Origin of the sequence: Wolbachia endosymbiont (group A) of Cydia strobilella, assembly GCF_964026745.1 — a bacterium.
GTDB lineage: Bacteria > Pseudomonadota > Alphaproteobacteria > Rickettsiales > Anaplasmataceae > Wolbachia > Wolbachia pipientis.
Genome location: NZ_OZ034694.1, coordinates 367,994 through 379,510, shown reverse-complemented (window position 1 = coordinate 379,510; position 11,517 = coordinate 367,994). Strand labels below are relative to the sequence as shown.

Below are 11,517 nucleotides of genomic sequence, written 5' to 3'. Positions count from 1 at the left end.
AGTAAAACTAGCATAAAGATTGAATAACAAACGGTGCCACAAAAGTAGTTGACACACAACTGCACAAATATTGTAATATAGACATAGTAAACGATATTATTCCAGTGCTTGACGCTGGAATCCAGACTTTAATTGTTATATTTATAAATAAGTCTGGAACGTTCATCTCAAATGCAGTATTTTTGTTGAAATAGCTCAACTGGATCCCAGTGTCAAGCACTGGGATGACAGCAGTCCTACGTCATACCGCCGCGGTATCTCAGCCGCTAACAAGTAGCGGGATGACGGTTGTCGTTTAGCCATAAACATTAAGAAATTTACCAAATGAAAAAAAAGGCAAAAGAAGCCCCGTGGTTGGCTAATTACTTACATTATACTTTCAAGTATGGCGTTTTTTTATTCTAAATGCTTAATAACCGCGATTCAGTTGCTTTTAAACCGCAACTAATCTAAATTAGAAACATTAAGAAATTTACTAAACAGAAAAAAAGGCAAAAGAAACCCTAGGGTAGCTAGTTATTCACTATCCATTTTTTAAGTTGGCGTTTTTTTATGTTTTAAACGCTTTATAAGCGCGTTTCAGCTTATGTAGGTAGAAGTTTGATAAAGACATAAGGTGCACATAGTGCAAAAAATTAAACATGAGACGCCAGATACGTGAGTTTTTTTGTCATTTAATCTGTACAGAGAAGATAAATAAATAGCTTCAGTTTCATGATAAGGGGGTTGGCGGAGTTTGTCAAGTAAGTTTTTTCGTTTCTAACGGTTGTTGCCAAAAACTATACAAGAAGTCTTTTAAGATCAATCACTTATCTTCAAAGCTTGAATAAAAGCATTCTGTGGAATATTTACGTTCCCTATAGAATGCAACCTTTTTTTACCTTTCTTTTGCTTTTCAAGTAGTTTCATTCTTCGCGTTACATCTCCACCATAGAGTTTAGCTGTTACATCTTTTCTGTATGGGTTAATCGTTTCTCTGGCAATAATTTTTCCGCCCACTGCCGCTTGAATCGCGATTTTATATTGCTGACGTGGTATTAAATCCTTCAAGCGTGCACATATTTCACGCCCCCTTTTTTCTGCCCTACTTTTGTGAACAATACAGGCTAATGCATCTACGGGCTCTCCATTAATTAAAAAGCTTAATTTATCTATTTGGCTTACCAGATAGCTGGAAATTTCCCAATCTAAGCTTGCATATCCTTTGGAAATTGATTTTAATCGATCATAAAAGTCAAAAACAACTTCAGACAGTGGTAATTTATATCTTAACAATGCTGTTGTTGTGTTACCAATGTAAGATAAATCCTCCTGTTCTCCCCTCCTTTCTTCACATAGAGATAGAATCTCTCCCAAGTATTGGTCAGGGACCATTATGGTTGCAGTAATCCATGGTTCTTCCACAATTTCAATTTTCGTTGGATCTGGCATATCACTTGGGTTATGAATATTCAAAATTTCACCACTTCGTGTTGTAACCCTATATATAACACTCGGTGCAGTTGCTGTTAGGTCTAAATCAAACTCTCTCTCGAGTCTTTCTTGAATAACTTCAAGATGCAACATTCCCAAAAAACCACAACGAAATCCATAGCCTAGTGCATTTGAAGTTTCAGCCTCGAAGGTAAAACTTGCATCATTTAAATGTAACTTTTCTAGAGCTTCCCTTAAATATTTAAAATCATCCGTTTTATGAGGAAAAATGCTACAAAATACCACAGGATGCACTTCTTTAAATCCAGGAAGTGCTTCACTACAAGGTCTCTTTTCCTCAGTGATAGTGTCCCCTACCTTGCAGTCTGCTACTTCCTTCATTGAAGCAGTTATAAAACCAACTTCACCCGCTGAAAGTTCACCCGTCATCACTTTTTTAGGGGTGAAAATACCGATATTATCTATCTGGTATGTAGCATTATTAGACATCATAACAATTCTCATGCCTTTTTTTAGCACTCCATTTTTAACTCGCACTAAAATTACTACTCCTAAGTAAGTGTCATACCAACTATCAACCAAAATTGCTTGCAGTGGAGCATTTACATCACCTTGAGGAGCTGGAAGTTTTGCTACTATTGCTTCCAGTACATCTTTTATTCCAAGTCCAGTTTTTGCTGATATTAAAACTGACTCACTTGCGTCAATGCCAATTACTTCCTCAACCTGGAGTTTTACCTTTTCTGGATCTGCAGCAGGAAGATCAACTTTATTGAGCACAACTATTATTTCATGGTTGTTGTCAATAGCTTTATATACATTTGCAAGGGTTTGTGCTTCAACGCCCTGGCTACTATCTACCACTAAAAGTGAACCTTCACATGCGGCTAAGCTTCGGCTTACCTCGTAAGAAAAGTCAACGTGACCTGGGGTGTCCATGAGATTTAGGCAATATTGATTACCGTCGTTTGCCGTATAATTAAGTTTTACCGTCTGTGCTTTAATTGTAATGCCACGTTCACGCTCTATATCCATTGAATCGAGTATTTGATTGATCATTTCTCTTGCTTCAAGGCCGTTACATTCCTCTATTAAACGGTCAGCAAGCGTTGACTTACCGTGGTCTATATGCGCTATTATTGCAAAATTTCTTATGTTGTTCATTTATGGCTATTTTACTTAAGTAGAACCATTTTACATTTTAAGTGTTGTGAGGGCAATCCTTTATTAAGAGACTATTTACTCCTTCAACATAGACGACACTTTTTTCGAGCAGGAAATCACTTTATTAACCATATAGTTTTCATGATTATTATCTATTTTAGGCAACTCATACAGATAATTTACCATCATTCCAGCCGACTGACTAATACCTTTTTCAGAAGTATCCGCCATCCAGTTTAATTGTTTTATCGATGCACCATTGCTTAAATGAAAATGCGCCACCGGATCATAAGCATTTCCATTACTATTATTCACTTTTAGTAAATAATATGCACATAGTTTAAGCATGCATTGTTTAGTTTCATTTATACATTCAACATTAGTTTTTAATTGCTCTGCACTTTCTAAAATTTCTGCACTAGATTGTTTTATATTTAGTTTGCCCAATAAAGTGACATCTTGGTTTAGATTGTTTTTTAGCCATTTCGTAAAGCCAGGTATTGGAGAAAGAGTTGCATATGTTTTTATACTTTTAAACTCCTGTGATAGCTTTTCTACAACCCTTTTGATCAAAAAATTACCAAGGCTGATTCCAGATAACCCTGCTTGAGTGTTTGATATTGAATAGAATATAGCAGTGCTTGCATTACTCGGATCATTTGAAGGTACTGACTCATCTAAAAGGTGTTGAATGCTATCTGCAATCTTATCCACCAATGCAACCTCTACAAAAATTAGAGGTTCGTTTGGTATCTTGTAATGAAAAAAAGCAAAACAGAGACCCAGCCTGTTTTTTAAGTCATCCCAAGAGGAAATTTTATGCACAGCTTCATATTTTATAAGTTTTTCTAGCAATGATGCAGGTGAATCCCAGGTGATTTGACGAAGATCAAGTAGATCAACATCAACCCAAGTATAGAGTATATTTTTTAATTCGCTTTCTAGTGGATTCAAGCTTCTATATTGGTTCTTTAGCTTAAGCACGTCAGAACGCATATCAACAATAAACTTAAGGCCTTCTGGTAAAGAAATAAATTGCTTCAATATTTTAGAACGCGGTGATTCAAGAATTTTTATTAAATCCTGTTCAAATTTATAGTTTAACTCGGGATCTTGGTTTTTCTTATACTCTCTAATTTTCTCATCTATTTCCGCTTTATTCGGATTAAATTTTTCTGCCAGGGTTTGTAGAAATTTTATTTTACCTTTCTCTGATAAGCTTAAGTACAAGTTACCAAGAGATACAGCGTTTTTACGTGCTGAAACCTCCCCTCCCTTTGGATTTAAGCACTCGTTCATCTTCAAGACTAAACTATCGATATCGCGACTGTTGCTTAAATCAGGACTGATGTTACCAATCCACGATCTTACAGCATCTGCCACTCCACCTAGTATTTTAAAAAAGCTTCTTACCGCCTTTTTGTCTTCAACTTTCACTATATCAGTTTTTACCAATGATTCTTTTGTCATAGATTCCCTTTATTATACATAGCTAATGCAAGTCAGGGTCATACCGCCGCGTTATCCCGCTAACAAGCAGCGGGATGACGGTTGTCGGTAAACCCAAGTTATTTTAGCTACATATAGCTTAAGTTAAAGGAAATTTTTAGCTACATAGCAGGCACTATTACTGAATTATTAATAATTCAGTAATACAATAGACTTCTTGCACTACCTCCCAAGCCACAACTGTCATTCAGTAGAAACGAAAAAACTTGCTTGACAAACTCCGCCAGCCCACTTATCATGAAACTGAAGCTATTGTATTTGCTTTCGCCAATCTGCAGATTAAAAGGTAAGGATTACTTAATGTATCGGCGTCTTATGTTCAATTTTTTGCAGTATATAGATACTGTATGTCTTTACAAAACTTCATCTACATCTAGATTTTTATCTAAATAAGCTGAACGCGCTTATAAAGCGTTACAAGACATCAAAAAATGCCAATACTCGACAGAGATAGTAAAAGACTAGCTAACTCGGGGATTCTTTGTCTTTTTTTCTGCTTAGTAAATTTCTTAAACATTTGCAGCGTAGGTTAGTTGCAATTAAAAGCGGCTGAATCTCGCTTGTCAAGCGTTTAAAACATAAAAAACGCCAATATTTTAAAGCGGATAATAACCTCAGGGCTTCTTTTGCCTTTTTTTTCATTTAGTAAATTTCTTAATGTTTATAGCTAAACGACAATCGTCATCCCGCTACGTGTTAGCGGGATCTATGCTTTGAGATACCGCGAATAAATCGCGGTATGACGGTTAAGTAGGGTGTCATCCCAGTGCTCCTATGATGTCATTCCAGTGCTTGACACTGGGATCCAGCCTTTCACGCAATCCCATCAAGAACGTTGTATTTTACATAACACTTTTATGCTTACCAACTTAATAAAATTCCTGGATCCCAGTGTCTGGGCACTGGGATGACAGGCTAGCCTGACAACCGTCATCCCTGTAAAGATCAAGTATCCCACTACGTGTTAGCAGCTAAGAGATACCGCGAATGAATCGCGGTATGACGGTCTGCGGCGGTATGACGGTTCGTGGCGGTATGACGGTTAAGCAATTCGTCATCCCGCTGCTTGTTAGCGGCTAAGAGATACCGCGGCGGTATGACGTAGGACTGCTGTCATTCAAGTAGCTGAAACTGGAATGACACGTCATAAAGGAACCAGTGTCAGCTACTTGGATGATACCTTTTTTCTACTTAGTTTGGGTTATGCAAGAAGTCTATTTACTTCTTAACTTGACGCACATGATGTCTTGCAGCATCATCTACTGTCTCTAAATAAATCATTGCTAGACATATACCACTGTGTACTTCTACGGATACCTTATTGCCTAAACTTCGATTAAAGCAAGAATTTTTTCCCGGAAAAGCAAGATTACTAAGGTGCAGTTCCCATTTTAATCCTTTAGTTGATATTTGAGCTCTCGGTATACCAAGTAAAGATATTTTAGTATTTTTTGGCAAAGAAAAAAAATGGGTAATACCTTTTTGTAAAGTGTAACCTACCATGGGAGGTGAAGGTGTGTAAAAGATACTGCCCATACTTAGAAAAATGTTAATATTCTGTAGTATGTGATCAATTGCTCCTCCAGTAATACCCGTTACTATTGATGGCAATAACTTTACTGTTTTTAAGTGAGCCATTGCTTTAGAAAAGTCGCAATAATCTTGATCAGGTAGATATATCGTATTCAAATTAGCACGTAAATCCAGATTTACGCTATCCAAATCTCCTACTACAAGATCAGGTTTTACGCCAATTGATAGAAGCTTGTTTGCTCCTCCATCTACAGCAATAATAGGTATATCTCGTTTAAAAAACGATGAGCTCGGTATTTTTCCATTTAGCACTACAATAGAACGATATTGTTGTTGTGTACTGCAGTGCAGCACATGATCATGGTGCAGGTTTTGCATCGTAGTAACATTTTTGAATAATTGATATTATGCTAATCACTAATCCAGCAATATTGCTAAGCACCACAAAAATTGAGCTCTGGTAAAGACCATAGCCAATCCAAGACAATGAACAAATAAGATAGTTTACTAACATTAACATCGATACATCACGAGTAACTTTAGTGATATATGCTTTATATACTTGAGGTGATAATCCAATTAGAGATGCAATTAACGCAATGAAGCCGAAGCATTCTTCAATATTTATATACATACATTTTCCTACGCTTGCTTTAACAATATCAGGTTCAAAGGGTTGTACTTTATGTACTCTCAGCTTTTCTAGAGCACCCCTAATGCGTGTAATTTATAACATCATTTAGTCTATTAATCAAGAAATTAATAGTGACTTGCATTTATGAAACCCAATCGGCTTCTATGCTAATTATTATCTAAACTAATCGTCGGTTGTGCATCTTGCTCAGAGATTAGGGCAACCAACAAATTATTTATCAATTGAACCTTTTGCTTGCCATCTAATTGTAAGCTTTTGTTTTTTTCAAAATGAGCTATTACTTCCTCGACAATTCCTATTGCATTTTGCACTATATGCCTTCTTGCCGAAGTGATAGCATGTGCTTGTTGACGCCTTAACATTGCTTGTGCAATCTCGGACGAATACGCCAAATGCGATATTCTTGCTTCTGTAATCTCAATTCCTGCAATATCTAATCTTTGTTGTAACATTGACCGCAATTCATCTGAAATTTTATCAGAATTTTTACGTAAAGATTCCTCATTGCTCTCGCTGTCATACGGATAATTGCTCGCCAATTCTCTAATTACCGAGTCACTTTGTACAAAAACAAATTCGTGATAGTTGTTAACATTATAATACGCCTTTGCAGGACTGCTCACTCTCCAAACAATTACTGCAGAAATCTCTATTGGACTTCCATTTGCATCATTAACTTTTATTTTTTCTGTGTTAATATTCTGAAATTTTAGGGAAACTATATATTTGCTTGAAAAGGGAAGCGTTACACATATTCCAGACTTAAAATAAGTTCCAATATAATGACCAAAAAATTCTATCACTCTTGCTTCATTAGGGTCATTAATAAAAAATCCTTGAAGAAAAGTCAAAATTGAAACGGCAGCAACTCCAAGTGCAATTGTGCTGTCATATGCCAAAAAAAGCAGCGATAAAATTAATCCTAGCGCTATTAGTACAGGAAAAGCCCGAATTTGACTCAAATTTCTATCGTTTATCGTATTCTTATCCATATTGTCTTTAAACTTCTTTTTCACTTGAACTCTCTCTGTTGATCGTTTTATTTATCTTATTTACAAATAGTTTAAACTCTCTTAATTCATGATCAGGCAATTTTACTTCAGTTTTATGCGCTATCGTAAGCGGATCGATGTGTTTGCCGTTATATATAACTTCGTAATGTAAATGAGGGCCTGTTGCAACACCAGTGCTACCAACATAGGCGATGACCTGCCCCTGCTTTACTTTAGAGCCTAACTTTATATCGCCACTAAATCTACTTATATGCGCGTAACAGGTTGAATATTCATTTTTGTGTTTTATTTTGATGTAATTTCCATAGCCACCATTCTTTCCTATATATTCTATCACACCCTCTGCAGCAGCGTATATGGGAGTGCCAAGTTTAGCTGCATAATCCACTCCTTTGTGAAAAGCAATTTTACCGCGAACAGGATGCTTTCTATTGCCAAATTTTGAGGATATGCGATAATCTCCATTTAAAGGATTTGCAAAAATTTCGCCATTTTTTAAGCTTATTCCTTCTTTATTAAAATACCTTTCTTTGCCGTCTTGCGATTTATAATGATATAAACTAATAGCTTTCTTGTTTATTGTCAGTGAAGCATATAAAATTTTTTCTTCAGTCTTCTGATTATTAGGCAATCTCTCAAAAAGAACCTCCAATTTACTCTTCGGCACAATGTCTTTTTTAAAATCAACACCGAAATCTTTATATATGTTGATCAATTTCACCACTGTATTTGGCGCCAACCCTTCCGTGGCAAAAAAGGAAGATTTTATGGTACTGGATATGAATAACAACTTTCTATCACTTTCTGTCGTCAAAGTAGCTTTTTTTTTTCTGATTCCATGCTGGAATGGCTGTGCAAGATCTGTTGATGTTTCAGCGGTATATAACGGTAAGATAAAGAGCAGCATAAATACAATCAGCTTCATCATTTAAACAGCATCAACAAAAGTAAAATTACCTTCCACATACTGTACATCATCATTATCTTCTAATTCTTCAACCAATGCAGATAATTTATCAATCAACTCTTTATCGCTAATTTCAATCAGATCTTTTGGCTGCCATGAAAGACGAGCAAGTTCTGGTTCTCCGAATTTTGCATAAAAGGCATCGCGTACTTTACCAAAATCTTTTATTTCACAAGTTATAACGTGTAATCCTTCTTTGTCATTTTCCTCAATATTCAATACTTCTAATTCGATTCCATGACTGAATAAATCATCAAAATTCACACCCTCTGCTTTATAGACAATTAAACCTACATGATCAAAAAGGTAACTAACACTTCCTGTTTCTCCCAAGTTTCCACCCTTGCGAGAAAATATATAACGTACCTCAGAAGCAGTACGGTTGCGGTTATTAGTCAAGGCATGGACAATGAGTGCAGTACCAGAAGGCCCATGACCTTCATATTGTATTTCCTCGTAATTTTCTCCAGCAATGTTACCAGTTGCATTTTTTATTGCTGTTTCTATTTTATCTTTTGGTAGATTTTCCTTGCGTGCAGCAAATATAGCAGAGCGAAGGCGCGGGTTGAGTTCGGGCAGCCCTTGCTTTGCAGCAACTGTTATTTCTCTAATCATCTTCGTAAATTTTTGAGAGCGCTTTGCATCCTGAGCGCCTTTCCGATGTTTTATATTTGAAAATTGTGAATGACCAGCCATATTCAAATAGTTAAAAACCTAATTATATATCAAAGCATAGAAAAAGCTAAAGCAAATTTTCAAGCCTCTGGCTTGGCATCTTGCAGGTTTTCTGCTAATAACATACTTTCATACTGCTCAGCTTCTAAGTCAAGGCCAAGAGCTGAATGGGCTGCTATTAAATGGTTAATAGACTTAGAAAAATATTTAGAATCCTTATAGCTTGCCATATTCTGGAAACGCTTAATTGCTGCTAAATATTCACCACGCCTCAGGTAAAATTTACCGATAGAATACTCTTTTGTTGATATATGTTCTGTGATTAATTTTGCTCTTTCCTTTATCTCGTCTACATATTCGCTGCCTGGAAAGAGATTAATGTACTCAGTGGCTAGCTCTAAAGTTTTATATGCAGTTTGCTGTCCAAGTTGCACTTTATTAATTTGCATGTAATAAGATAATACTCTTAAGTAGTATACATATGGTAAATCTTCACCATTTGAATAAACATATATATAATCATCCATATCACTTGCAGCACTGCTATAGTTACCCATATTATAGTGAGAGACCCCAGATAATAATTTTGCTTTCATTGCCCAATAAGAAAAAGGATACAAATCCTCTATCTTATGAAATGCCCTAATAGCTTGTTTATATTTTTTCTGGTCAAAAAGTTCAACTGCTTCTTCATATAGTTCAGTTTCAGTTTTTTCAAGATCATCCGCATACGATTGTGTAAAGGAGCAAATTAGGAAAATAAAGCACGTGATTAAAGTCTTATACATAAGATTTTTTTCGATCAAAATAAAGTATAGACCTAAATATTACTTAAATAAATAAATTTCTTAGGCAACAGCCGGTCCTTCTTCTTTATAACTACGGTCAGAACTACCTGCATTTCTTGATTCACCTCGTCCTTCCACTTTTGGATCTTTCAGCGTCTTACTGTAGGAATGTATAGTTAAGACCTGTACAGCCATAAAAATTGCAATACCTACCAAGCCTAAAGTAGGTCCAACAGCAGGATTTAAGGACGATGCTAATGCTATTAACATTATCCTTCTTATTAAAAATACAGAAGAACCAGCAAGCGCCAATCCGGCTACAGATATATTGCTAGTTTTCTTGCTAGATTTCTCATCAAGATCAGACTTTTCTGTTTCCTTTTTCTTATTTTTTTCATGCTTATCAATATAAGAAACAAGAGTTGCAAGAAAAGCAATTGCATTGGCAAGAAATAAAATTGCATCCTCTGCTGCTTCAAGTGAAGATGTTTCACCCATTATCATACCTACAATAACCAGTGCAGTTGTTATAGCCTCAATATAGATCAAACACTGACCTATATCAGAAATATTGTGCTCTTTTTCCTTTACTTCCTCTCCATTTTCAATAATCTCCAACTCTCGTTCTTTTTGTGCTATCTTCCTATTATTGTAAATTAAATATAGCGTACAAATAAGAGATAAGACTGTAAAAGGTAATATAGTGTGGCTTAGCGCGCCACTTATCACGCCAAGTAATACCTGATCGCTATATGTTTTTTCCAGTTCAATCGCCATCAGCAATGTAAATGGGACCATTGTTGCCAATGATGCACATTTTCTATATAGCTCTCTTTTTTTTAGTGCTAATAGTTCTTGTTCTAGCCTTTCTCTTTTGACTTCTTTATCAACTGTTGGCCAAAAATCCCAAAAAAACTCTTCTAATGGTTCAAAATCTCTTTTTTTCTTATTCTTTCCTGGAACCTTTTTAGTAGAAGAAAATTTGCCACTAGGTATTTTCATAATATTAACCTAATTAGTTGTAAGTTAATATAATTATACACCTTTTTGCTTTCTGAGTCAATATCACTAAGATATTAACTACTCTTGTCTATTAACTATTTCCTAGGAGATTTAATCAATCTATTTGATGCCGGCTAGGATATAATTATAGCCTGACCACATAGTTATAATAGCTGCAACCCATAAACAAATCGCACCTGTATATTGAATCATATAATAATCGTTCATTATTAGCGCTACTACAGCAACCATCTGCAAAAATGTTTTAATTTTTCCAGCTTTGCTTACAGGTAGACTAACATTTGTAGCTATCAGAAACTCCCGTAAACCCGAGACTAATATCTCCCGACAGATGATGATAATCGATGGTACTATTGTAAAATCATTTATCTTATGCTTATAAACTAGCATAATTATCGTTGAAACCACTATTAATTTGTCAGCAATTGGATCAAATAGCTTGCCAAACTTTGATTGGACTTTCCACGCACGCGCCAGGTAACCATCAAAAAAATCCGTAATGCACGCAAACACAAAGATTGATATTGTTATCAGGCCTGCATATTTATTTTCTATATAAAAACTTAATATTATTGCTGGTATTGCAAGTGCACGAGAAATTGTAAGCAAATTAGGCACGTTTTTTTTAAGCATGTAATATCATCTTACGTAATAGGTAAACTTATACAGAAGTACAACAGAGTTCACAAGTTAATAATTTACAATTGAACATTTATAAAAACTCCATATACTTAAAAAATACAAGCTTAAAATATA

12 protein-coding genes and 1 riboswitch are annotated in these 11,517 nt (G+C 35.4%); of the genes, 1 reads left to right on the top strand and 11 read right to left on the bottom strand.

Going from position 1 to position 11,517, the window contains the following annotated elements; all coding sequences use genetic code 11:
- Positions 1-7 precede the first annotated feature (7 nt).
- The 3 genes from AAGD76_RS01855 to AAGD76_RS01845 form a co-directional block, all read right to left on the bottom strand.
- On the bottom strand, positions 8-220 hold the full coding sequence (locus AAGD76_RS01855) for a hypothetical protein (protein WP_167513691.1): 213 nt from the start codon (positions 218-220) through the stop codon (positions 8-10).
- 581 nt (positions 221-801) lie between these two features.
- A complete protein-coding gene (gene lepA, locus AAGD76_RS01850; protein ID WP_264373826.1) occupies positions 802-2,598 on the bottom strand; it encodes a translation elongation factor 4 in 1,797 nt (598 codons plus the stop codon).
- A 75-nt stretch (positions 2,599-2,673) separates the two neighbouring features.
- Positions 2,674-4,068 (bottom strand): malonyl-CoA decarboxylase, encoded by a 1,395-nt coding sequence (locus AAGD76_RS01845; RefSeq protein ID WP_341820277.1) that lies wholly within the window; start codon positions 4,066-4,068, stop codon positions 2,674-2,676.
- A gap of 794 nt (positions 4,069-4,862) precedes the next feature.
- Here AAGD76_RS01845 and AAGD76_RS01840 point away from each other — a divergent pair.
- On the top strand, positions 4,863-5,018 hold the full coding sequence (locus AAGD76_RS01840; RefSeq protein WP_264373828.1) for a hypothetical protein: 156 nt from the start codon (positions 4,863-4,865) through the stop codon (positions 5,016-5,018).
- 307 nt (positions 5,019-5,325) lie between these two features.
- Here the strand turns inward: AAGD76_RS01840 and AAGD76_RS01835 are convergent, their stop codons facing one another.
- From AAGD76_RS01835 to pgsA, 8 genes are all read right to left on the bottom strand, one after another.
- On the bottom strand, positions 5,326-6,018 hold the full coding sequence (locus tag AAGD76_RS01835) for a thiamine diphosphokinase (protein WP_341820276.1): 693 nt from the start codon (positions 6,016-6,018) through the stop codon (positions 5,326-5,328).
- A complete protein-coding gene (locus AAGD76_RS01830) occupies positions 5,999-6,274 on the bottom strand; it encodes a SemiSWEET family sugar transporter (RefSeq protein WP_006280002.1) in 276 nt (91 codons plus the stop codon). The genes AAGD76_RS01835 and AAGD76_RS01830 overlap by 20 nt, the downstream gene beginning before the upstream one ends.
- Positions 6,263-6,365, bottom strand: a riboswitch (TPP riboswitch). Its footprint overlaps the gene before it by 12 nt.
- Positions 6,366-6,441: 76 nt before the next feature.
- A complete protein-coding gene (locus AAGD76_RS01825; RefSeq protein WP_010962624.1) occupies positions 6,442-7,287 on the bottom strand; it encodes an SPFH domain-containing protein in 846 nt (281 codons plus the stop codon).
- A gap of 7 nt (positions 7,288-7,294) precedes the next feature.
- Complete coding sequence (locus AAGD76_RS01820) at positions 7,295-8,233, bottom strand: M23 family metallopeptidase (protein ID WP_264374048.1); 939 nt, start codon at positions 8,231-8,233, stop codon at positions 7,295-7,297.
- A gap of 3 nt (positions 8,234-8,236) precedes the next feature.
- Complete coding sequence (locus AAGD76_RS01815; protein WP_264373829.1) at positions 8,237-8,971, bottom strand: YebC/PmpR family DNA-binding transcriptional regulator; 735 nt, start codon at positions 8,969-8,971, stop codon at positions 8,237-8,239.
- Positions 8,972-9,030: 59 nt separating this feature from the next.
- A complete protein-coding gene (locus AAGD76_RS01810; protein ID WP_213862790.1) occupies positions 9,031-9,738 on the bottom strand; it encodes an outer membrane protein assembly factor BamD in 708 nt (235 codons plus the stop codon).
- Positions 9,739-9,798: 60 nt separating this feature from the next.
- Positions 9,799-10,740: a hypothetical protein gene (locus AAGD76_RS01805; protein WP_209472809.1), complete on the bottom strand. Its 942-nt coding sequence runs from the start codon at positions 10,738-10,740 to the stop codon at positions 9,799-9,801.
- A gap of 120 nt (positions 10,741-10,860) precedes the next feature.
- On the bottom strand, positions 10,861-11,394 hold the full coding sequence (gene pgsA, locus AAGD76_RS01800; RefSeq protein ID WP_010962629.1) for a CDP-diacylglycerol--glycerol-3-phosphate 3-phosphatidyltransferase: 534 nt from the start codon (positions 11,392-11,394) through the stop codon (positions 10,861-10,863).
- Positions 11,395-11,517 lie beyond the last annotated feature (123 nt).

Excerpts from the sequence above, each read along its gene's own strand:
- AAGD76_RS01835 (WP_341820276.1), bottom strand. The coding sequence starts at position 6,018 with ATGCAAAACCTGCACCATGATCATGTGCTGCACTGCAGTACACAACAA.
- AAGD76_RS01845 (WP_341820277.1), bottom strand. The coding sequence starts at position 4,068 with ATGACAAAAGAATCATTGGTAAAAACTGATATAGTGAAAGTTGAAGAC.
- AAGD76_RS01805 (WP_209472809.1), bottom strand. The coding sequence starts at position 10,740 with ATGAAAATACCTAGTGGCAAATTTTCTTCTACTAAAAAGGTTCCAGGA.
- AAGD76_RS01810 (WP_213862790.1), bottom strand. The coding sequence starts at position 9,738 with ATGTATAAGACTTTAATCACGTGCTTTATTTTCCTAATTTGCTCCTTT.
- AAGD76_RS01830 (WP_006280002.1), bottom strand. The coding sequence starts at position 6,274 with ATGTATATAAATATTGAAGAATGCTTCGGCTTCATTGCGTTAATTGCA.
- lepA (WP_264373826.1), bottom strand. The coding sequence starts at position 2,598 with ATGAACAACATAAGAAATTTTGCAATAATAGCGCATATAGACCACGGT.
- AAGD76_RS01825 (WP_010962624.1), bottom strand. The coding sequence starts at position 7,287 with ATGGATAAGAATACGATAAACGATAGAAATTTGAGTCAAATTCGGGCT.
- AAGD76_RS01815 (WP_264373829.1), bottom strand. The coding sequence starts at position 8,971 with ATGGCTGGTCATTCACAATTTTCAAATATAAAACATCGGAAAGGCGCT.
- AAGD76_RS01820 (WP_264374048.1), bottom strand. The coding sequence starts at position 8,233 with ATGAAGCTGATTGTATTTATGCTGCTCTTTATCTTACCGTTATATACC.
- pgsA (WP_010962629.1), bottom strand. The coding sequence starts at position 11,394 with ATGCTTAAAAAAAACGTGCCTAATTTGCTTACAATTTCTCGTGCACTT.